The organism is Pseudomonas sp. FW305-96 (genome assembly GCF_058783825.1).
This window is the reverse complement of sequence record NZ_JBYSYW010000044.1, coordinates 11,715-32,020: the sequence shown is the minus strand read 5'-3', so window position 1 is coordinate 32,020 and position 20,306 is coordinate 11,715. Positions and strand designations below refer to the sequence as shown.

The 20,306-nt window shown below is 62.3% G+C and carries 23 protein-coding genes; 14 read left to right on the top strand and 9 right to left on the bottom strand.

Annotation, left to right across the window (positions count from 1 at the left end; genetic code table 11):
- Window positions 1–128: 128 nt before the first annotated feature.
- Window positions 129–1,244, top strand: coding sequence for a succinylglutamate desuccinylase/aspartoacylase family protein (locus AC3WL2_RS23965; RefSeq protein ID WP_102684777.1), 1,116 nt, complete (start codon window positions 129–131; stop codon window positions 1,242–1,244).
- A gap of 6 nt (window positions 1,245–1,250) precedes the next feature.
- On the opposite strand, the gene AC3WL2_RS23960 is transcribed toward AC3WL2_RS23965, so the two are convergent.
- Window positions 1,251–1,493 carry a hypothetical protein gene (locus AC3WL2_RS23960; RefSeq protein ID WP_102684776.1) on the bottom strand — a complete coding sequence of 81 codons (243 nt, stop codon included), beginning with the start codon at window positions 1,491–1,493 and terminating at the stop codon, window positions 1,251–1,253.
- 97 nt (window positions 1,494–1,590) lie between these two features.
- On the bottom strand, window positions 1,591–2,157 hold the full coding sequence (gene dcd, locus AC3WL2_RS23955; RefSeq protein ID WP_023630764.1) for a dCTP deaminase: 567 nt from the start codon (window positions 2,155–2,157) through the stop codon (window positions 1,591–1,593).
- Between the two features lie 327 nt (window positions 2,158–2,484).
- Between dcd and AC3WL2_RS23950 the strand changes: the two genes are divergently transcribed.
- Window positions 2,485–2,694 (top strand): cold-shock protein, encoded by a 210-nt coding sequence (locus AC3WL2_RS23950; protein ID WP_012273869.1) that lies wholly within the window; start codon window positions 2,485–2,487, stop codon window positions 2,692–2,694.
- A 123-nt stretch (window positions 2,695–2,817) separates the two neighbouring features.
- Here the strand turns inward: AC3WL2_RS23950 and apbC are convergent, their stop codons facing one another.
- Window positions 2,818–3,912, bottom strand: coding sequence for an iron-sulfur cluster carrier protein ApbC (gene apbC / locus AC3WL2_RS23945; protein ID WP_102684775.1), 1,095 nt, complete (start codon window positions 3,910–3,912; stop codon window positions 2,818–2,820).
- Between the two features lie 158 nt (window positions 3,913–4,070).
- On the opposite strand from apbC, the gene metG reads away from it, so the two are divergent.
- From metG to AC3WL2_RS23910, 7 genes are all read left to right on the top strand, one after another.
- Entirely contained in the window at window positions 4,071–6,113 is a 2,043-nt protein-coding gene (gene metG, locus AC3WL2_RS23940) for a methionine--tRNA ligase (protein ID WP_102684774.1), read from the top strand.
- 101 nt (window positions 6,114–6,214) lie between these two features.
- On the top strand, window positions 6,215–6,763 hold the full coding sequence (locus tag AC3WL2_RS23935) for an Rnf-Nqr domain containing protein (protein WP_102684773.1): 549 nt from the start codon (window positions 6,215–6,217) through the stop codon (window positions 6,761–6,763).
- 78 nt (window positions 6,764–6,841) lie between these two features.
- Window positions 6,842–7,813: an RnfABCDGE type electron transport complex subunit D gene (locus tag AC3WL2_RS23930; RefSeq protein ID WP_102684772.1), complete on the top strand. Its 972-nt coding sequence runs from the start codon at window positions 6,842–6,844 to the stop codon at window positions 7,811–7,813.
- Window positions 7,810–8,421 carry an RnfABCDGE type electron transport complex subunit G gene (locus tag AC3WL2_RS23925; protein WP_102684771.1) on the top strand — a complete coding sequence of 204 codons (612 nt, stop codon included), beginning with the start codon at window positions 7,810–7,812 and terminating at the stop codon, window positions 8,419–8,421. The genes AC3WL2_RS23930 and AC3WL2_RS23925 overlap by 4 nt, the downstream gene beginning before the upstream one ends.
- Window positions 8,418–8,942: an Rnf-Nqr domain containing protein gene (locus AC3WL2_RS23920; protein ID WP_102684770.1), complete on the top strand. Its 525-nt coding sequence runs from the start codon at window positions 8,418–8,420 to the stop codon at window positions 8,940–8,942. Before AC3WL2_RS23925 ends, AC3WL2_RS23920 begins: the two co-directional genes overlap by 4 nt.
- Before the next feature lie 4 nt (window positions 8,943–8,946).
- Complete coding sequence (nth, locus tag AC3WL2_RS23915) at window positions 8,947–9,585, top strand: endonuclease III (RefSeq protein ID WP_102684769.1); 639 nt, start codon at window positions 8,947–8,949, stop codon at window positions 9,583–9,585.
- A 104-nt stretch (window positions 9,586–9,689) separates the two neighbouring features.
- Window positions 9,690–9,866 (top strand): PA3496 family putative envelope integrity protein, encoded by a 177-nt coding sequence (locus tag AC3WL2_RS23910; RefSeq protein WP_023630757.1) that lies wholly within the window; start codon window positions 9,690–9,692, stop codon window positions 9,864–9,866.
- 45 nt (window positions 9,867–9,911) lie between these two features.
- Here the strand turns inward: AC3WL2_RS23910 and AC3WL2_RS23905 are convergent, their stop codons facing one another.
- Window positions 9,912–10,538 carry a response regulator transcription factor gene (locus tag AC3WL2_RS23905; RefSeq protein WP_102684768.1) on the bottom strand — a complete coding sequence of 209 codons (627 nt, stop codon included), beginning with the start codon at window positions 10,536–10,538 and terminating at the stop codon, window positions 9,912–9,914.
- A 373-nt stretch (window positions 10,539–10,911) separates the two neighbouring features.
- Between AC3WL2_RS23905 and AC3WL2_RS23900 the strand changes: the two genes are divergently transcribed.
- Entirely contained in the window at window positions 10,912–11,373 is a 462-nt protein-coding gene (locus AC3WL2_RS23900) for a hypothetical protein (protein ID WP_102684767.1), read from the top strand.
- Window positions 11,374–11,416: 43 nt separating this feature from the next.
- Here the strand turns inward: AC3WL2_RS23900 and AC3WL2_RS23895 are convergent, their stop codons facing one another.
- Together AC3WL2_RS23895 and AC3WL2_RS23890 are read right to left on the bottom strand one after the other, a co-directional pair.
- Entirely contained in the window at window positions 11,417–12,634 is a 1,218-nt protein-coding gene (locus AC3WL2_RS23895) for an argininosuccinate synthase (RefSeq protein ID WP_102684766.1), read from the bottom strand.
- Window positions 12,635–12,762: 128 nt separating this feature from the next.
- Entirely contained in the window at window positions 12,763–13,743 is a 981-nt protein-coding gene (locus tag AC3WL2_RS23890; protein ID WP_102684765.1) for a flagellar protein MotY, read from the bottom strand.
- A gap of 130 nt (window positions 13,744–13,873) precedes the next feature.
- On the opposite strand from AC3WL2_RS23890, the gene pyrC reads away from it, so the two are divergent.
- Window positions 13,874–14,920: a dihydroorotase gene (gene pyrC, locus AC3WL2_RS23885; RefSeq protein ID WP_102684764.1), complete on the top strand. Its 1,047-nt coding sequence runs from the start codon at window positions 13,874–13,876 to the stop codon at window positions 14,918–14,920.
- Between the two features lie 59 nt (window positions 14,921–14,979).
- Window positions 14,980–15,591 carry a ribonuclease T gene (gene rnt / locus AC3WL2_RS23880; protein ID WP_225933324.1) on the top strand — a complete coding sequence of 204 codons (612 nt, stop codon included), beginning with the start codon at window positions 14,980–14,982 and terminating at the stop codon, window positions 15,589–15,591.
- 68 nt (window positions 15,592–15,659) lie between these two features.
- Here the strand turns inward: rnt and AC3WL2_RS23875 are convergent, their stop codons facing one another.
- Complete coding sequence (locus AC3WL2_RS23875; protein WP_003254945.1) at window positions 15,660–16,262, bottom strand: peroxiredoxin; 603 nt, start codon at window positions 16,260–16,262, stop codon at window positions 15,660–15,662.
- A gap of 213 nt (window positions 16,263–16,475) precedes the next feature.
- Here AC3WL2_RS23875 and AC3WL2_RS23870 point away from each other — a divergent pair, with 213 nt between their 5' ends.
- Both AC3WL2_RS23870 and bfr read left to right on the top strand, forming a co-directional pair.
- The gene (locus tag AC3WL2_RS23870) at window positions 16,476–16,697 is read left to right on the top strand and encodes a bacterioferritin-associated ferredoxin (protein ID WP_046854452.1); all 222 of its coding nucleotides are present in this window, start codon (window positions 16,476–16,478) and stop codon (window positions 16,695–16,697) included.
- Between the two features lie 201 nt (window positions 16,698–16,898).
- Window positions 16,899–17,372 (top strand): bacterioferritin, encoded by a 474-nt coding sequence (gene bfr, locus AC3WL2_RS23865; RefSeq protein WP_046854451.1) that lies wholly within the window; start codon window positions 16,899–16,901, stop codon window positions 17,370–17,372.
- A 70-nt stretch (window positions 17,373–17,442) separates the two neighbouring features.
- On the opposite strand, the gene grxD is transcribed toward bfr, so the two are convergent.
- Complete coding sequence (gene grxD, locus AC3WL2_RS23860) at window positions 17,443–17,778, bottom strand: Grx4 family monothiol glutaredoxin (protein WP_102684763.1); 336 nt, start codon at window positions 17,776–17,778, stop codon at window positions 17,443–17,445.
- Between the two features lie 91 nt (window positions 17,779–17,869).
- Window positions 17,870–19,978, bottom strand: a complete 2,109-nt coding sequence (locus AC3WL2_RS23855) for a molybdopterin oxidoreductase family protein (protein ID WP_102684762.1) — start codon at window positions 19,976–19,978, stop codon at window positions 17,870–17,872.
- Between the last annotated feature and the right edge of the window lie 328 nt (window positions 19,979–20,306).

Genomic DNA, 20,306 nt, shown 5'->3' with positions numbered 1-20,306 from the left:
GTGCTCGATCCCATGGTCACTGCCCCCATCCTCTTGCGCTCTCCTATGTGAATAGTGCGCCGCCCCCGAAGTTATGCTTCTATCCTTGATCCCAGCCTTCGCCCTACAACGCTGACATCAGGACCACCATGCACCACTCGACCCACGACCTGCTCTCCCCTGTCCCGGGTATCGCCCGCCAGTTGCACAGCTTCCATTTCGGCCCACGTGGCGCCGGCAAGGTGTACATCCAGGCCTCGCTGCATGCCGACGAGCTGCCGGGCATGCTGGTGGCCTGGCACCTCAAGCAGCGGCTCGCGGACATGGAGCAGCAGGGGCGGTTGCGCAAGGAGGTCATCCTGGTGCCGGTGGCCAACCCGGTCGGCCTCGAGCAGGTGTTGCTAGACGCGCCCCTGGGGCGCTTCGAGCTGCAAAGCGGCGAGAACTTCAACCGCAGGTTCGTCGACCTGTCGGACAGCATCGGTGACCAGATCGAAGGCCACCTCTCTCAGGACCCGGCCCACAACCTGGCGTTGATCCGTGAATACCTGCGCCGGGGCCTGGATGCCCACCCCGCGCACACGCCGCTGCAGTCCCAGCGCCTGACCCTGCAGCGCCTGGCCTGCGACGCCGACATGGTGCTCGACCTGCATTGCGACTTCGAAGCCGTCGAGCACCTGTACACCACGCCCGAGGCCTGGCCCGAGGTCGAACCGCTGGCACGCTACCTGGGCGTCCAGGCCAGCCTGCTGGCCACCGACTCGGGCGGGCAATCGTTCGATGAGTGTTTCAGCCTGGTGTGGTGGCAGTTGCAGCAGCGCTTCGGCAAACGCTTCCCGATCCCCCAGGGCAGTTTTTCGGTGACCATCGAGTTGCGCGGCCAGGCCGATGTCAGCCACGCCCTGGCCACCCAGGACTGCCAGGCGATCCTCGACTTCCTGACCCACGCCGGCGTCATCGAAGGCCAACCGGCGCCCTTGCCCGCTTTGCGCCATCCGGCCACGCCGCTGGCGGCGGTGGAACCGGTCATGGCTCCGCTTGGCGGGTTGCTGGTGTTCCATGCCAGCCCCGGGCAGTACCTGCAAGCCGGAGCGCTGATCGCCGAGGTCATCGACCCGCTCAGCGACCGGGTAACGCCCTTGCGCAATAGCCAGGCCGGGCTGCTCTATGCCCGCAGCATCAGGCGCATGGCCACCGCGGGCATGGTGGTCGCCCATGTGGCAGGCGAGCAGGTTTGCCGCAGCGGTTACCTGCTGGGCAACTGAGCGGCGTCAGGCCACAGGAGCGGGAGGCGGCTCATCGGGCAGGGTCGGCTCGCCCGGCTCCATCGGTGGCTGCTCGCCAGGCTGCGGCGGCTGGGGCGTGTCGGGATCAGGCTGGTGAGGCACTCCGCCTGCGCGCATGGGCAGTGGCGTGTGTGTCGGCGGATGGGCCAGCAGCGACCAGGCCAGCAATCCGATCTGGTTCGGCTGCAGGACGGCCAGCTTGGCACTGATTGCGGGATCGATTTTCATGGGGGGCTCCTGACGAGAGCCGGCGCACGTCATGCGCGCCGGAACTGTTCACTCGTTGGAGTGCCGGGCGCGGAAACAATTCCCGCGCTTTGTCGGCTCAGGTGCGCGGCAAGGTGACGCCACGCTGGCCCTGATACTTGCCGCCGCGGTCCTTGTACGACACTTCGCACTCCTCGTCGGACTGCAGGAACAGCATCTGCGCCACGCCTTCGTTGGCGTATATCTTCGCCGGCAGCGTGGTGGTGTTGGAGAACTCCAACGTCACATGACCTTCCCACTCGGGCTCGAGCGGAGTGACGTTGACGATGATGCCGCAGCGCGCGTAGGTGCTCTTGCCCAGGCAGATGGTCAGCACGTCACGCGGAATACGGAAGTACTCGACGGTACGGGCCAGGGCAAAGGAGTTTGGCGGGATGATGCACACGTCGCTCTTGATGTCGACGAAGCTGCCGGCATCGAAGTTCTTCGGGTCGACGGTGGCCGAGTTGATGTTGGTGAACACCTTGAATTCGTCGGCGCAACGCACGTCGTAGCCGTAGCTGGAGACGCCGAAGGAGATGACCCGGCTGTCGTGCTCGCCGCGCACCTGGCGCTCGACGAACGGTTCGATCATGCCGTGTTCCTGCGCCATGCGGCGAATCCACTTGTCCGATTTGATGCTCATGGCGGGGTGTCCTGAAGAGTGCAAGGTGAAAAACGAGATGCGCATCTTACCGGTCCCGGCGCGCAGGTTAAAGTTTCCTTGCCCATCCCGCGCCAGACGGGGCCTGCGCCGGCCGCCGATCCGAAATTCATCAAAGCGCTCCTTGACCATTGGCAGGTCGTGGAAAGTGGGTTAAGGTGGCGCCACTGTGCTGCACGTGACACCGAGAATCTCTAGTTTGATGCACGATTATCATCGGCCCATCGCTGAATTTTCTGCTCTCTTTGCACTCAGTCCCGGGCAGGGTACTTCCTGACCGTAATCAACTTTGTCCAAGGAGACAGAAACATGTCCAACCGTCAAAACGGTACCGTTAAGTGGTTCAACGATGAGAAAGGCTACGGCTTCATCACCCCTCAGTCGGGTGACGACCTGTTCGTGCACTTCAAAGCCATCCAAGCTGACGGCTTCAAAACCCTGAAAGAAGGCCAGGCTGTTACTTTCGTCGCTACCCGCGGCCAGAAAGGCATGCAGGCTGAAGAAGTTCAGATCGCCTAAGTCGATCTCGCTTCCTAGCTTTCAAAAAAAACCCGCCATTGGCGGGTTTTTTTGTGCCTGAGTCAATCGCCCGTACACCATCGTGGAAGCGAGCTGGCCCGCCCCCACATGATTGCCTGAACCTCAGTCCTCGCTGATGGTGATGCTCGGCATCGCCGGCGCCGCCGCTTCCTGCAACACGATTCGTGCCCCCACCTGCCGCGCCAGCTCCTGGTAGACCATGGCGATCTGGCTCTCCGGCTCGGCAATCGCGGTCGGCTTGCCACTGTCGGCCTGCTCGCGGATAAGCATCGACAGCGGCAACGACGCCAGCAGTTCGACACCGTACTGGGCCGCCAGCTTCTCGCCGCCGCCTTCGCCGAACAGGTGCTCGGCATGGCCGCAGTTGGAGCAGATGTGCACCGCCATGTTCTCCACCACACCCAGCACCGGGATGTTGACCTTGCGGAACATCTCCACGCCCTTCTTGGCATCCAGCAGCGCCAGATCCTGCGGGGTGGTGACGATGACAGAGCCCGCCACCGGCACCTTCTGCGCCAGGGTCAGCTGGATGTCGCCAGTGCCTGGCGGCATGTCGATCACCAGGTAGTCGAGGTCGTCCCAGGCGGTCTGGGTCACCAGCTGCAGCAACGCGCCCGAGACCATCGGGCCGCGCCAGACCATGGGCGTGTTGTCATCAGTGAGGAAGGCCATGGACATGACCTCGACGCCATGGGCCTTGATCGGCACGAACCACTTCTGCTCGCGCACCTGCGGGCGGGTGCCCTCGGGGATGCCGAACATCACACCCTGGCTGGGGCCATAGATGTCGGCGTCGAGTATCCCCACCCGGGCACCCTCGCGGGCCAGGGCCAGGGCCAGGTTGGCGGCAGTGGTCGACTTGCCGACCCCACCCTTGCCCGAGGCCACGGCGACGATGTTCTTGACGTTGGCCATGGCCGGCACCTGAGCCTGGGCCTTGTGGGTGGCGATCACACAGTCAATGCCGACCGAGGCCGAGCTCACGCCGTCGAGGTTCTCGATGGCAGTTTGCAGCACCTGCGCCCAGCCCCCCTTGAACAGCCCGGCGGCATAACCCAACTGCAACTGCACATTGACCTGCCCGCCCTGGATATCGATGGCGCGCACGCAACCGGCGCTGACCGGATCCTGGTTCAGGTAGGGGTCGGTGTACTGGCGAAGCACGCCTTCGACGGCGGCACGGGTAACGGCACTCATGGAGGCTCCCATTGGCAAACTGAATACGAAACAGGTGCCTATGCTAACCCGTCAATCGTCAGCGGATGCGTTGTTGGGGTGAAATATATTCGCCAGCCCTTTATAGTGGCCGATCACCCTCATTTTTACCCCGTAGCCAGATAAGTAGCCGAGCCACCATGTCCGAGCCACGTCAGATTCTCGTCACCAGCGCCCTGCCCTATGCCAATGGATCGATCCACCTTGGTCACATGCTCGAATACATCCAGACGGACATGTGGGTGCGCTACCAGAAACTGCGCGGCAACCAGTGCATCTATGTCTGCGCCGACGACGCCCACGGCTCGGCCATCATGCTGCGCGCTGAAAAGGAAGGCATCACGCCCGAGCAACTGATCGCCAACGTCCAGGCCGAGCACAGCGCCGACTTCGCCGACTTCCTGGTCGACTTCGACAACTACCACTCCACGCACAGCGAAGAGAACCGCGAGCTGTCGAGCCTGATCTACACGCGCCTGCGCGATGCCGGGCATATTGCCACCCGTTCGGTCACCCAGTACTTCGATCCTGAAAAGGGCATGTTCCTCGCCGACCGCTTCATCAAGGGCACCTGCCCCAAGTGCGCGGCCGAGGACCAGTACGGCGACAACTGCGAAAAATGCGGCGCCACCTACGCCCCGACCGAGCTGAAGAACCCCAAGTCGGCAATCTCCGGCGCCACGCCGGTGCTGCGTGACTCCCAGCACTTCTTCTTCAAGCTGCCCGACTTCCAGGCCATGCTGCAACAGTGGACCCGCAGCGGCACCCTGCAGGACGCCGTAGCCAACAAGCTCGCCGAGTGGCTGGACGCTGGCCTTCAGGAATGGGACATCTCCCGCGACGCCCCATACTTCGGTTTCGAGATCCCGGGCGAGCCTGGCAAGTACTTCTACGTCTGGCTGGACGCGCCGATCGGCTACATGGCCAGCTTCAAGAACCTCTGCGCGCGCCGGCCGGAACTGGACTTCGACGCCTTCTGGAAAGAAGACTCCACGGCCGAGCTGTACCACTTCATCGGCAAGGACATCGTCAACTTCCACGCCCTGTTCTGGCCGGCCATGCTCGAAGGCGCGGGCCTGCGCAAGCCGACCGCGGTCAACGTGCACGGCTACCTGACCGTCAATGGCGCGAAGATGTCCAAGTCGCGCGGCACCTTCATCAAGGCGCGCACCTACCTCGATCATCTGCAGCCGGAATACCTGCGTTACTACTACGCCGCCAAGCTGGGCCGCGGCGTCGACGACCTGGACCTGAACCTCGAGGATTTCGTGCAGAAGGTCAACTCCGACCTGGTCGGCAAGGTGGTCAACATCGCCAGCCGCTGCGCCGGCTTCATCCACAAGGGCAATGACGGCGTGATGGTCGCCGGTGATGCCGCGCCGGAGCTGACCGAAGCCTTCCTCGCGGCCGCCCCGTCGATTGCCGAGGCCTATGAAGCCCGCGATTTCGGGCGCGCGATGCGCGAGATCATGGCCCTGGCCGATCGCGCCAACGCCTGGATCGCCGACAAGGCCCCGTGGTCGCTGGCCAAGCAGGAAGGCAAGCAGGACGAGGTACAGGCCATCTGCGCCCAGGGCGTCAACCTGTTCCGCCAGCTGGTGATCTACCTCAAGCCGGTCCTGCCGGTGCTGGCCAGCGACGCCGAGGCCTTCCTCAATGTCGCGCCGTTGACCTGGAACGACCACCAGTCGCGCCTGGAAAATCACCAGCTCAAGCCGTTCAAGGCGCTGATGAGCCGCATTGAACCGGCCAAGGTCGAAGCAATGATCGCCGCCAGCAAGGAAGACCTGCTGGCCGCCGAGGCCAACACCGCCCCGGCGGGCAATGGCGAGCTGGCCAAAGACCCGCTGTCGGCCGAGATCGAGTTCGACACCTTCGCCGCAGTCGACCTGCGCGTGGCATTGATCGTCAAGGCCGAAGCCGTGCCGGGTGCCGACAAGCTGCTGCAATTGACCCTGGACATCGGTGATGAGCGTCGCAATGTGTTCTCGGGCATCAAGTCGGCCTACCCGGATCCGTCCCAGCTGGAAGGCCGCCTGACCATGATGGTGGCCAACCTCAAGCCACGGAAGATGCGCTTCGGTGTTTCCGAGGGCATGGTCATGGCAGCCGGCCCGGGCGGCGAGGAGATCTACCTGCTCAGCCCCGACAGCGGTGCCAAGCCAGGCCAGCGTATCAAGTAACCAAATCAGGCAACCAATATGCCCCGGCCCCCTGGCCGGGGCATTTGCATCTGCCGTCCGCTGCCGGATAATGGCGCCATCGTCCCGCCGTCGGCACCTCCATGAGTGACTACGTTCTGGTCCTGGTCAGCGCCGCGCTGGTCAATCACCTGGTCCTGCAGGCAGAGCCGGTCGAGCGTGTGCGCCTGCATGCGCTGGGCCTGTGCACCGCCCTGCTGATCCTCATGGCACTGCCAGTCGGCGCCTGGCTGTGCCAACAACTGCTCGTGCCATTGCAGTTGCAGGACCTTCAGCTGTTGGTCTTCCTGCCGTTGCTGGCGGCATTGGCCTGGGCGCTGCCGAACCTGCTCCAGCGCCTGCGCCCGGACTGGCCCACACAAGGCCTGTCGGGCCTGCTGAGCGCAAATGCCGTGGTGCTAGGCTTGCTGGTGCAACTGTCCCATGACGACATGCGCGGCTGGCGCCTGCTGGCGTGGCCCCTCGTTGCCGCTTTGGGCTTCTGGCTCGCGCTGGTGCTGTATGCGGACCTAGATATGCGCAGCCGCCAAGCCGAGGTACCCGCAGCGTTACGCGGCCTGCCTATTCAACTGATCGGTGCCGGGGTGATGGCCATGGCGTTTTCGGGACTCAACGGACTGTTCACCCAATGAATCTGTCTCTACACATCGACGTCTTGCTGCCGGCCCTGCAAAACATTGCCCGGCAATACCTCGAGGAGCTGCAGGCCCATGCCGCCACCTGATCCGCGCCTGCGCAGCGCCATGCAACTGGTGCTGCTGGCCTGCACCCCTGGCCTGTTGGCGCTGTTCTGGCTGCATGGCTGGGGCGTGCTGATCAACCTGCTGCTGAGCAGTTGCGCGGCGCTGGCCACCGAGGCCTTGCTGCTGAGCTGGCGCAAGCTGCCGGTGGTCTCGGCCCTGGGCGATGGCAGCGCGCTGGTCACCGCCGTCCTGCTGGCTGCCGCCCTGCCCATCCACGCCCCTTGGTGGCTGCCGCTGATGGCAGCCTGTGTTGCCATTGGCCTGGGCAAACAAGCCTTCGGGGGAGTGGGACGCAACCTGTTCAACCCGGCCATGGTGGGCTATGCGTTCGTCCTGCTGAGCTTCCCCTTGCAGATGAACCACTGGCCTGGCCAGACCGCCGGGTTGCTGGACAGCCTGAACCTGAGCCTGGGTACCGGCGATCGCATCGATGCCTGGGCCAGCCCCACGGTACTCGACGTGCTGCGCCATAACCGCAGCCTGACCATCGACGAACTGTTTGCCAGCCATTCGGCCTTTGGCCATATCGGTGGGAGCGCCAGCGAATGGGTCAACCTCGCCTTCCTGCTCGGCGGGCTATTTCTGATACAACGCAAGGTCTTCACCTGGCACGCGCCCATCGGCTTGCTCGGCGCCTTGTTTCTGTTCAGCCTGCTGGGCTGGAACGGCTCAGGCTCCGACTCCAATGGCTCACCATTGCTGCACCTGCTGTCAGGCTCGACCATGCTGGCCGCGTTCTTCATCGCCACCGAACCGGTATCTGGTTGCAGGCAGCCACTGGCCCGTCTGCTGTTCGGTGCCAGCGCCGGCCTGCTGATCTACCTGATTCGTACGTGGGGCAGCTTTGCCGATGGCACGGCATTCGCCATTCTGCTGATGAACCTTGCCGCACCGTCCCTGGATCGCTGGGCGGAGCGTCGCCAGCAGGCCTGCCCGTGAGTGCCCGCTGGCGCAGCGCCGCGTGCCTGTTACTGCTGGCAGTGCTGGCCGTTGTCACGACTTTGGCCTGGCAACGCTTCACTGCCAAACCTATTGCGCAGGCCCAGCGCCAGTGGCATGAACAGCAGTGGCTGGCAGTGCTGCCACCAGGCAGCTATGACAACCAGCCCTTGCAAACAGCCTTGGCCCTGGCAGATACCAGCCTGCGCCATAGCCGCCTGTTGGCCGCTTATCGCGCCACGCTGGCGGGAGCCCCAACCGCCATCCTGCTGCACAACAGGTTCCTGGGCTATGGCGGCGCCATCGAAATGGTCATCGCCATCAACACCCAGGGCCGCCTGGTGGGCATGCGTGTACTCGAGCAACAGGAAAGCCCAGGCCTGGGCGACCAACTGGCAGACCCGGCGCGTCAATGGCTCGACCAGTTCATCGGCCGGGCACAGGAAAATACACCCGAGCAGGCCTGGGCGATCAAACGTGACCAGGGCGCGTTCGATCAACTGGCCGGGGCGACGGTAACCTCTCGAGCAGTCATCGCGGCGATCCAGGATGCGCTGCGCTATTTCGACGACCACCGCCCCGCACTGCTCGGCGAGGCGCGCCCATGAGCAGGTTCTGGCTACTGATGATCAGCCTGGTACCGCTGCTCGGCGCAACCCGGACCATTGTCCAGGCGATCTCCATCAGCCTTTGCGCTTGCCTGCTGACAGGCCTGCATCAGGCGCTGATGGCACCACTGCGTCGCCACCTTGCTCAGGGCGCCAGCCTGTGGGCGAGCGCTGTGATGACGGCCAGCTTGGTAACCTGTCTGCACCTCGGGCTGCGGGCGTGGACCCTGCCCCTGGCCGAGGAGCTTGCCCCCTACCCGCTGTTACTGGCCCTGCCCTGCCTGGCCTGCGAACAGTTGCTGCCACAGCAGTACCGCTATCGCCAACTGTGTCGCGGCCTGGGCGGGCTCCTGGTGGCCGGCCTTGCCCTGGGTGCCTGTCGACAAGTGCTCGCCGACGATCTCGGCCTGCACATTGCCACGCTAGCCCCAGGCGCCTTGATACTGCTCGGCCTGCTGCTGGGCTTGTACAATCACCTGCGCCCATCGACCACCTCCCCTAGCCGTCAAGGAAGCCGTTGACCCCATGAATGCCGCCAAACGCCTGGAGATCTTTCGCAGGCTGCATGAAGACAATCCCGAACCCAAGACCGAACTGGCCTACTCCACCCCCTTCGAACTGCTGATCGCCGTGATCCTTTCGGCCCAGGCGACGGACGTCGGCGTCAACAAGGCTACCGCTCGCCTGTTCCCGGTCGCCAATACGCCGCAGGCCATCCACGCCCTGGGTGTTGAAGGCCTGAGCGAGTACATCAAGACCATCGGGCTGTACAACAGCAAGGCCAAGAACGTCATCGAGACCTGTCGCCTGCTGGTCGAACTGCACGCAGGTGAAGTCCCGCAGAGCCGCGAAGCGCTGGAAGCCCTGCCCGGCGTTGGGCGCAAGACCGCCAACGTAGTGCTCAACACTGCCTTTCGCCAACTGGCCATGGCCGTCGATACGCATATCTTCCGGGTCAGCAACCGCACCGGTATCGCGCCGGGCAAGACCGTTCTAGACGTCGAAAAGAAATTGCTCAAGTTCGTGCCCAAGGACTTTCTGCTCGACGCCCACCATTGGCTGATCCTGCATGGCCGTTATGTCTGCCAGGCTCGGAAACCGCGCTGTGGCAGCTGCCGAATCGAGGACCTGTGCGAATACAAGTTCAAGACCTCGGACGATTGAAGCAATAGCTGACAACAGCACAAGGCGATTGAAAAAATCTTTTTTACCCGCTCTGCGATTCCCGTTATAAGGACGGCCAATGGCCCTTTGGCTTGGAGTGACGCATGAGCACCGATAAAGAAGACTTGGCAAACGATGACGACTTCCAAAGTACGGACGACGACGTGGAGCCGCAGGCCGAACCGGCCAAGACCAACCTCAGCAAGCGCCGCACCATCGACAACATGCTCGAGGAGCGACGCCTGCAGAAACAGCTGGCCGACTTCGACTACGATCTGTAACGCAGACATGCAAAAGCCTCCTGAACGGAGGCTTTTCAATAGGGCTCAGGCCAGCCCATGGCGCTGGGCGAGTTCGATCAGGTCCACCAACGAGCGGGCATTCAACTTGAGCAGCAGGCGAGTCTTGTAGGTACTGACTGTCTTGTTGCTGAGGAACATGCTGTCGGCGATCTCCTTGTTGCTCTTGCCCCGGGCCAGTTGCTGGAGCACCATCATCTCCCGGCCGGAAAGCCGCTCGACCATCTCCATTTCCGTGGCGCCTCCCGTGCCCGAGCGCCCCTTGTGCAATGCCTGGTTGGGGAAATAGCTGTAGCCGGACATCACGGCCTTGATGGCACTGAGCAGCTCGGTCAACTCCTGTTGCTTGCAGACATAACCTGCCGCCCCCGCTTGCATGCAGCGCATCGAGAAGTGCCCCGGGGCCTGGGACGTCAGTACCAACACCTTGCTCGCCGGGCTCGCCAGCGTCATCCGCGCAATCACTTCCAGCCCATCCAGTTTGGGGATCCCGATATCCAGAATGACAATATCCGGCAGATACTCCCGCGTCAGTTGCAGGGCATCCACACCATTGTCACTCTCCGCCACCACTTCGTAGCCATGCCGTTCCATCAGCATGCGTACGGCCAGGCGAATGACCGGGTGATCATCCACGATCAGCACTTTATTCATGCGATTCCCATTGATACGTTATTTTTAGTTCGATAGACCACCACACCCGAGCATAACGATTATTTATGCAGCGGTTTCCCTGGTAAATTCACCGAAAGAAGCGGCCTACAATTAATAGAGATTCTTCCTACGCACTACCCCTTTCACAAAATGTAATAGATACAGGTTCGTCGCAACGATTCAGAAAGTAACAGCCGGAGGAATTGGATCCAAGTGCCATTGAGTCACACTTCACGCGGGAAAATTCGACTGTACACACTGGATAAAGGTAGGCGTCGAGCGCGGCGACTTGGCCAGGGAGGGAAACGAAGCACGCTTAATTACAGTGGGGAAAACACGCTACAGATGGGCAAAGCATCACCAGGCCCTCATCATGAACCGCGACCCCATCAGTCCGTTGACCCTTATCGCTGTCTTTGCCGGCGTGATCGAAGCGTCTGCCCTGGCATCACTCCCGTTCCTCAGCGAAGACAGCCAGACCCTGTACACCTGGTTCCTGGTGGGCTTCCCGTTCTTCCTCACCGTACTGTTCTTTCTTACCCTCAACTTCAACACTCGCTCGCTGTTTGCACCTGACAGCAATGCCCGCAGCGCCCGCAAGCCTTTACGCACACCTGTCTCAGGGAGCAAAGGCGCGATGATCATCGCCATTTCCGGAGCCGACAGTCAGAAGATCATCGAAAACCATGTACTGCGAATGATTGATCGCCCCCACGGGCGACAACGACGCTGGGTGCTGTACAACCTGGATACGCGCACCTGTATCCATCTCTCAGCCGTGCCCATGCAGGATGACGAGACCGGGACCGCCACCGAAGCAGAAACCCAGGCATGAAAAAACCCGGCCAAGGCCGGGTTTTTCGTACGCTCGTGGCTGCTTACAGCAGCGAACGGCCTTTGTTGGCCGCGATACGCATACGCAATGCATTGAGCTTGATGAAGCCCGCGGCATCGGCTTGGTTGTAAGCCCCGCCGTCTTCCTCGAAGGTCGCAATGTTGGCATCGAACAGAGAATCGTCCGACTTGCGCCCCACGACGGTGACATTGCCCTTGTACAGCTTCAGGCGAACAACGCCATTCACGTTGAGCTGCGAGGCGTCGATCATCTGCTGCAGCATCAGACGCTCCGGGCTCCACCAGTAGCCGGTGTAGATCAGGCTGGCGTACTTGGGCATCAGCTCATCCTTCAGGTGAGCGACTTCGCGGTCCAGGGTGATCGACTCGATGGCGCGGTGAGCCTTGAGCATGATGGTGCCGCCCGGGGTCTCGTAGCAACCGCGCGACTTCATGCCGACATAGCGGTTCTCGACGATGTCCAGGCGGCCGATGCCGTTGGCGCCGCCAATGCGGTTGAGCTCGGCCAGCACGGTGGCCGGGGTCTTCTCGACGCCGTCGATAGCAACGATGTCACCGTTGCGGTAGGTCAGCTCGATGTAGGTGGCCTGGTCCGGGGCATTCTCCGGGGAGACGCTCCATTTCCACATGTCTTCCTCGTGCTCGGTCCAGGTATCTTCCAGGACACCGCCTTCGTAGGAGATGTGCAGCAGGTTGGCGTCCATCGAGTATGGCGACTTCTTCTTGCCGTGACGCTCGATCGGGATACCGTGCTTCTCGGCGTAGTCCATCAGCTTCTCGCGGGACAGCAGGTCCCACTCACGCCATGGCGCGATGACCTTGACGCCAGGCTTGAGCGCATAGGCACCGAGCTCGAAACGCACCTGGTCGTTGCCCTTGCCGGTGGCACCGTGGGAAATGGCGTCGGCGCCGGTTTCGTTGGCGATTTCGATCAGGCGCTTGGCGATCAGCGGGCGGGCGATGGAAGTACCCAGCAGGTACTCGCCTTCGTAGACGGTGTTGGCGCGGAACATCGGGAAGACGAAATCACGCACGAACTCTTCGCGCAGGTCGTCGATGTAGATTTCTTTCACGCCCATCGCCTGGGCCTTGGCGCGGGCCGGTTCGACCTCCTCGCCCTGGCCGAGGTCAGCGGTGAAGGTCACCACTTCACAGTTGTAGGTGTCCTGCAGCCACTTGAGAATCACCGAAGTATCAAGGCCGCCGGAATACGCCAATACGACCTTTTTTACGTCCGCCATGCCATCACTCCACGGGGTTGTACGGAAAGCCGATGATTCTACCGGCCTTGCCGAAAAATTTACAATGGGGCGACAGCTTGTGACGACAAAGCGACAGGAATTGTCGAGAGCGCGACCCGCTGTCGCACTCAGGATTTTGCTGGAGCGGGCTGGGTGGCAGCGGCCGCAGGCGTCGCAGGCGCAGGTGCGGTAGCCGCGGGTGCCGGAGCCGCCGGCGCAACCGGTGGCGCCGGCTTCTCCAGCGGTTTCTCGACCGGTGTCACACGCTCGAGCTGGATGTTCACCCGGCGGTTTCGCGCCCGGTTGGCGGCAGAGTTGTTCTTCGCCAGTGGATAGCGCTCGCCGTGGAACCGCACGGTGATCTGCTCTTCCGGCACGCCATGGGCCTTGAGGTAGTCGGCAACCGCCAGTGCCCGTCGACGCGAGGTGTCACGGTTGGTCAGACGGTTGCCGCTGTTGTCGGAATGGCCGTTGAGCTCGATGCGGTTGACCGTCGGATCGGCCTTCAGATAATCGAGCAGCACATCCAGGCGAGCGCGCGCCGAGCTGTCCAGCTCGATACCGCCACCGGGGAAGCCGACCTGGGTCTGACGGATCTGGTCATAGTTCATCGGCAGCAGCTTGGCAGCACACAGTTGGTAGTCGCTGTAGGCCTTGGCGAAGCTGACTGGCATCACCTGCACTTGCATCGGCCGGCCACCCTCGCCCCGGTAGTTGCGCACCACCGTGCTACGGCCATCGAGCAGGCCATTGATCAGGCGGCTGGCCTGCCCCTGGCTGGAGGTGAACAGCACGCCAGTGCGGGCCATGTGCACCGCACCAAGGTTGATATCGCCCCGCCCTGGCTGCCAGGGGGCTGCGGCGGCCAGCAAGGTGGCGGAACCGGCGCCGAGGACGTTGCTGTCCGAACGCAGCTGGAACGTCGGTTGTTCGCCGGCACGGCGCACGAACTCGCCGCTGCCGAAACCGTCGATCGGCTGGATCAAGCGACATTCGAACTGATCACCCTCGACTTTCCAGGCGACGTTCTCCACGCGGGTCTGGAAGGTCATGGCCCCGGCCGGCAGGCTGGCGACAAGGGTGAACAGGGCTAGGTAACGCTGGCGCACGGTCGGCTCCACTGATTCTGACGGCTTACCTGAATGCTATCGGACGCCCGTCGGAAAACTTGATAGCCGTGCTCGAACAGGGGTTTTCCGGTAGCATTGGCTTCTGAGTTCGACCCGCCTGGAATCTCCAATGTCCGATCGCCTGACCCTCCTGCGCCCCGACGACTGGCACATCCATCTGCGCGATGGTGCCGTCCTGCCTCACACCGTCGGTGACGTGGCGCGTACCTTCGCCCGCGCCATCATCATGCCCAACCTGGTTCCGCCGGTGCGCAACGCCGTCGAGGCCGATGCCTACCGCGCCCGCATCCTTGCCGCACGCCCCGCCGGCAGCCGTTTCGAGCCACTGATGGTGCTGTATCTTACCGACCGCACCAGCCCGCAAGACATCCGCGCCGCCAAGGCCAGTGGGATCGTGTTCGCCGCCAAGCTCTACCCGGCCGGCGCCACCACCAACTCCGATTCGGGCGTGACCAGCATCGACAACATCTTCCCGGCAATCGAGGCACTGGCCGAAACCGGCATGCCCCTGCTGGTGCACGGTGAGGTCACGCGCAGTGAAATCGACGTGTTCGACCGCGAGAAGCGCTTCATCGACGAGCACATGCGCCGCCTGGTCGAGCGCTTCCCGACCCTGAAAGTGGTGTTCGAGCACATCACCACCGCCGACGCCGCGCAGTTCGTCACCGAGGCGCCGGCCAACGTCGGTGCCACCATCACCGCCCAGCACCTGCTGTACAACCGCAACCACATGCTGGTTGGCGGTATCCGCCCGCATTTCTATTGCCTGCCGATCCTCAAGCGCAACACCCACCAGGTTGCGTTGCTGGATGCCGCGACCAGCGGCAACCCGAAGTTCTTCCTCGGTACCGACTCGGCGCCTCACGCCAAGCATGCCAAGGAAGCCGCCTGCGGCTGCGCCGGCTGCTATACCGCCTACGCCGCCATCGAGTTGTATGCCGAGGCGTTCGAGCAGCGCAACGCGCTGGACAAGCTCGAAGGCTTCGCCAGCAAGCATGGCCCTGACTTCTACGGCCTGCCGCGCAATACCGACACCATCACCTTGGTGAGAGAGCAATGGACAGCGCCGGACAGCCTGCCCTTCGGTGACACCACCGTCATTCCCCTGCGCGCTGGTGAAACGCTGCGCTGGCGCCTGCAGGAGGACAACGCGTGAGCGAAGATCTGTACGAAGACGACCAGGACAGCCAGGTCAGCAGCGGCTCGCGCCATCCGATGGCCGAGCGTTTCCGCGGCTACCTGCCCGTGGTGGTGGATGTCGAGACTGGAGGCTTCAACAGCGCCACCGACGCGCTGCTGGAGATTGCCGCCGTCACCATCGGCATGGATGAAAAGGGCTTCCTGTTCCCCGAGCACACCTACTTCCATCGGGTCGAACCGTTCGAGGGCGCCAATATCGAGGCCGCCGCGCTGGAGTTCACCGGCATCAAGCTCGATCACCCGCTGCGCATGGCGGTGAGCGAGGAAAGCGCGCTGACCGATATTTTCCGCGGCGTGCGCAAGGCGCTGAAGGCCAATGGCTGCAAGCGGGCGATCCTGGTGGGGCATAACAGCAGCTTCGACCTGGGTTTCCTCAATGCCGCAGTGGCGCGCAACGATATCAAGCGCAACCCGTTCCACCCGTTCTCCAGCTTCGATACCGCCACCCTCGCTGGCCTTGCCTACGGCCAGACCGTGCTGGCCCGAGCCTGCCAGAGCGCAGACATCGACTTCGACGGCCGTGAGGCGCATTCGGCGCGTTACGACACCGAGAAGACCGCCGAGCTGTTCTGCGGCATCGTCAATCGCTGGAAAGAGATGGGCGGCTGGCGCGACTTCAACGACTGATCACACGCTTGTAGCTTGAAGCATAAAAAACCGGCCACCAGGGCCGGTTTTTTCATGCGCTTGGCAAATTACAGCTTGCCAGCGTTCTCGCTCAGGTAAGCCGCGACACCTTCCGGCGAAGCGTTCATGCCCTTGTCGCCTTTCTTCCAGTTGGCCGGGCAGACTTCGCCGTGCTCTTCGTGGAATTGCAGGGCGTCGACCAGGCGCAGCAGCTCGTCCATGTTGCGGCCCAGCGGCAGGTCGTTGACGATCTGCGAGCGGACAACACCGTTGGTGTCGATCAGGAAGGCACCACGGAAGGCCACGCCGCCTTCGGACTCGACGTCGTAGGCCTTGCAGATTTCGTGGGTCATGTCGGCTGCCAGGGTGTACTTGACCTGGCCGATGCCGCCATTGTTGACCGGGGTGTTGCGCCAGGCGTTGTGAGTGAAGTGCGAGTCGATCGACACGCCGATCACTTCCACATTGCGCGCCTGGAAGTCAGGGATGCGGTTGTCCAGGGCGATCAGCTCGGACGGGCAGACGAAGGTGAAGTCCAGCGGGTAGAAGAATACCAGGCCGTACTTGCCCTTGATGGCCGAGGCCAGGTTGAAGCTGTCGACGATCTCGCCGTTGCCCAGCACGGCTGGAACGGTGAAGTCCGGGGCTTTTTTGCCAACGAGTACGCTCATTCGATCTCTCCTGATGAGGGGTGAAAAACCTTGCCCGGGCGGAACGCGTCCCCCGGATCCAGCAAAGGCCGACCATCATACACAGCTTTGCGTGACAGGCCGAATCTCAACCGCCGGTCGCTCTGGAACGCACCTTACACAATGTGTTTTGACAAGCATTCTCATTACCATTACTCTCCAATCCATCGAATCAACCCGCGATGGTCAGCCTTTATGTATGTGTGTCTTTGTGTCGGTGTCACCGACGGACAGATCCGCGATGCGATCTACGAAGGATGCTGCAGCTACAAGGAAGTTCGAGCCGCCACCAATGTCGCCAGCCAGTGCGGCAAGTGCGCCTGCCTCGCCAAGCAGGTGGTGCGCGAAACCCTCACCGAGCTGCAACTGAGCCAGCAGGCCGCCCTGCCCTACCCCGTTGAATTCAACGCGGCGTAATGTCCCCAAATTTGAAGAACCGGACCTAGTGTCCGGTTTTTTTATGCCTGCAATTCAATAAGTTAGCGCTCGAACGCAGTTCACAAACATTCTTATTCCGATTAATTTTCACTTATTATTCAATAACTTAGGTTTGACATAGATAGTTGCGAGGCTCAAACTTGTTTGCATTGGCTCAACTTCTACAGGGCAGACCCCATCATGAAAGGCGACGTAAGCGTCATCCAGCATCTCAACAAGGTCCTCGGAAACGAGCTGGTCGCAATCAACCAGTACTTCCTGCATGCGCGCATGTACGAAGATTGGGGCCTGAACAAGATCGGCAAACTCGAGTACAAAGAGTCCATCCAGGCGATGAAGGATGCTGACAAGCTGATCAAGCGCATCCTCTTCCTCGAAGGCATCCCCAACGTCCAGGACCTGGGCAAGCTCATGATTGGCGAGCACACCAAGGAAATGCTCGACTGCGACCTGAAGCTTGAGAAAAAGGCCCACGCCGACCTGAAAGCCGCCATCGCCCACTGCGAAACCGCTGGCGATTTCGGTTCGCGTGACGTGCTCGAGGACATCCTCGAAGACCAGGAAGAGCACATCGACTGGCTGGAAACTCAGCTGGGCCTGATCGACAAGATCACTATCGAGAACTACCTGCAGTCGCAGATGGGCGAAGAGTAACTGCTCGATCGACGACAACAAAAAGCCCCGCTATTGCGGGGCTTTTGCATGCTGGCGAAGAACGCCGGAATCAGGCTTCGGGAGCCTTGGCCTTGGCGGCCGCATCCTTGATCAGCGTCTGCAGCTCACCCTTTTCGAACATCTCGATCATGATGTCGCTGCCGCCGACCAGCTCACCCGCCACCCACAGTTGCGGGAAGGTAGGCCAGTTGGCGTACTTGGGCAGGTTGGCGCGGATTTCCGGGTTCTGCAGGATGTCGACATAAGCGAACTTCTCGCCACACCCCATCACGGCTTGCGAAGCCTTGGCCGAGAAGCCGCACTGCGGGGCATTCGGCGAACCTTTCATGTAAAGCAGAATGGTGTTGTTGGCGATCTGCTCTTTGATTGTATCGATGATATCCATGAAGCACCTCGGCTGAACTTTCCGACTGGGTCGTCGGCACGGTGACGCATTGTATCGGAAAGCCGAGCGGCGTGCTCGGCCTTGCCGATGCTCAGGCGGCCTCCACTTGCACAGGTACGCCATTGAGGGCGGCGTTGCCGGATACACCATCACGCAAGTGCTCGTCGGTCAGGTCATTGGCGCTCACTCCCGGCTGTGCACCGGCCACCTGCAAGCGTGCGCCCTGGCGCCCGTGACCGTAGCCGTGGGGCAGGCTTACCACCCCTGGCATCATCTCCTCGCTGGCTTGGACAGGCACCTCGATCTCGCCCGTGCGGGAGCGGATCCGCACCATCTGCCCGTCTTCCAACTGGCGATGGCGCAGATCATCCGGATGCATCAGCAGATGATGCCGCGGCTTGCCTTTGACCAGCCGATGATAGTTGTGCATCCAGGAATTGTTGCTGCGCACATGGCGACGGCCGATCAGCAACAACTGGCCTGCCGTCGGCGCTGCCTGCCGGGCCAGGCGCTGCAGGTCACCGAGCAGTACCGCCGGTGCGGCTTCGACTTTGCCGCCAGCCGTGCGCAAACGTACCGCCAGGTTGGCACCCAGCGGCCCTAGATCCAGGCCGTGGGGGTGTTCATCGAGCATCTGCAGGGAAAGCTTCCAGGACGACTCGTCACCATAGGGGCCCTTGCGCAAGGCAAAGTCGATCATCCGTGCCGGTGGCAGGGTCGCCTTGAGCTCGACCTGCGCACGCTGGGCAAAGGCCTCGGCCAGACCTACGAAAATCTCCCAGTCATGCAGCGCCCCCTCCGGTTTGGGCAGGATCGCTTGGTTGAAGCGGGTGACGTTGCGTACCGCCAGCAGGTTGAAGGTGGAATCGTAGTGGTCATTCTCCAGCGCCGAGGTGGAAGGCAGGATCAGGTCGGCATGACGCGTGGTCTCGTTGATGTAGAGGTCGATGCTGAGCATGAACTCCAGGCCGGCCAAGGCCTCGTCCAGGCGCCGCCCGTTGGGCGTGGACAGCACCGGGTTGCCGGCCACGGTCACCAACGCCCGTACCTGCCCGTCACCGGGCTCGAGGATCTCCTCGGCCAAGGCCGAGACCGGTAGCTCACCAGCATATTCGGGCAACCCCGATACTCGACTGCGCCACTGGTCGAAGTGGCCACCCGAGGTGCTGGCGACCAGATCGACCGCCGGCTCGGTGCACAACGCACCACCCACTCGATCAAGGTTGCCGGTGACCAGGTTGATCAATTGCACCAGCCAGTGGCACAACGAGCCGAAAGCCTGGGTCGATACTCCCATCCGGCCATAGCACACTGCCTTGTCGGCAGCGGCGAAGTCCCGCGCCAATCGGCGGATGTCCTCGGCCGGGATGCCGCACAACGCGCTCATGCTGGCGGCATCGAACGGCAGGATCGCCTCGCGCACCTGCTCCAGGCCATTGATCGGCAGGTGCGAGCCACGGGCCAGGCCCTCGGCGAACAGGGTATGCAACAGACCACACAGCAGCGCTGCGTCGCCACCAGGGCGAATGAACAGGTGCCGATCGGCGAGTAACGCCGTCTCACTGCGCCGCGGATCCACCACCACCAACTGCCCGCCCCTGGCCTTGAGTGCCTTCAGGCGTTTTTCCACATCGGGGACGGTCATGATGCTGCCATTGGAAGCCAGGGGATTGCCGCCAAGAATCAGCATGAACTGCGTGTGGTCGATGTCCGGGATGGGCAGCAACAGGCCATGGCCGTACATCAGGTGGCTGGTCAGGTGCTGCGGCAGCTGGTCCACCGAGGTGGCCGAGAAGCGGTTGCGGGTCTTGAGCAGGCCGAGGAAGTAGTTGCTGTGGGTCATCAAGCCATAGTTGTGCACGCTGGGGTTGCCCTGGTAGACCGCCACTGCATTGCGCCCATGGTTTTGCTGCACCGCCCACAGCCGCTCTGCGGCGAAGGCGAAGGCCTCGTCCCAGCCGATCGCCTGCCACTGGTCACCGATGCGCCGATGAGGCTGGCGCAGGCGGTCAGGGTCTTCCTGGATATCCTGCAGGGCGACCGCCTTGGGGCAGATGTGGCCGCGGCTGAACGGATCCTGCGGATCGCCCTTGATCGAGCTGATCCGCGGCGGCCCTTCCGCCCCATGGGTAACTTCGATATTCAGGCCACAAATGGCCTCGCACAGGTGACAGGCTCGGTGATGCAGGGTCTTGGTCATGGCCGCCTCTGCCTTGTTGTTCGCAAGGCTCGACTATGCGCCGGCCAACCGATGCCCGCCAGCGAGGTTCGCAGCGTGAATCGGACGACATCAGGCAGACGGTTCACGACAACAGGTTTGCCAAACGCGCATCGAGCCGTGTACAACCGCTGTAGCAAATAAAAAACAGCTGCTCGCCAAAGGCTTACGACACCCTTTGACACAGAGGCGCTGTTTCCCCTCTTGGTTTCAGGCGACATTTAATTATAGTATTGCGCCTTTCCCTATTCCGTCCGCCCTGTGCGGCTTACGCCGCAGGTCACTCCGTTGTCAACAAAACCCATACGGT